Raw genomic sequence first — 819 nt, forward strand, 5'->3', positions numbered from 1 at the left:
CAAACACAGAAGCTGCTGCCGGTGCGCTATTTTATGGTCACCTTTACCTTGCCTCGAGAGCTGCGGCCACTGGCAAAGCAACACTCGACGGTGGTGTATAACGCGCTCTTTCAATGTGCCCTGGACACACTGCAGACCTTTGGTCACAACAAGCCCGGGTTTAACGCAGAGCTGGCCATGACCGCTGTACTGCACACTCACACCCGGCGCCTGGATTACCATCCCCATGTGCACTGTGTGGTACCCGGTGGTGGGGTCAATCGACAGCGACAGCAGTGGCGCACGCTGAAGGGAAAGTACCTGTTCAATGGCCGGCAATTGGCCCGTGTGTTTCGGGCAAAGCTGTTGGCCGCCTTGCGCAAGGCCGGGCTGCAGCCACCACAGGTACCCGGTCAGTGGGTGGTCAATTGCAAAAACGTGGGGTCTGGACTGCCGGCGTTGACGTACCTGTCCCGTTACCTGTACCGCGGTGTCATCAGTGATCGCAATATCCTCACTGACGATGGGCAGACGGTGACGTTCCAGTACAAAGACAGTGCCACCAACACCCTCAAAACCCGCTCCTTGCCCGGCGAGACGTTTATGGCGCTGGTGCTGCAGCACGTGTTGCCCAAAAGATTCCGGCGGGTGCGGGATTACGGGTTTTTGCACGGCAATGGCAAGCGCTTGTTGCGCCTTGTGCAGTGGGTGTTGCAGGTGGCCATTCCCCCAATGGCCAAAACACCGCGACCGGCCTTCCTGTGCCCCAATTGCCAACAGCCCATGGCGGTTGTGGGATTCCGTCCGAAACGACGAACGGGATAGGCGGTACGAAAAAAA

Annotated in this window: 1 protein-coding gene; it reads left to right on the plus strand. The window is 58.5% G+C overall.

Annotated features, from left to right (window positions below):
* Positions 1-804 (plus strand): IS91 family transposase (locus ACVBEJ_RS14550; protein ID WP_447130359.1); only part of this gene is annotated, 804 nt, incomplete at its 5' end.
* Between the last annotated feature and the right edge of the window lie 15 nt (positions 805-819).

The sequence above is a fragment of the Porticoccus sp. GXU_MW_L64 genome (genome assembly GCF_052983295.1).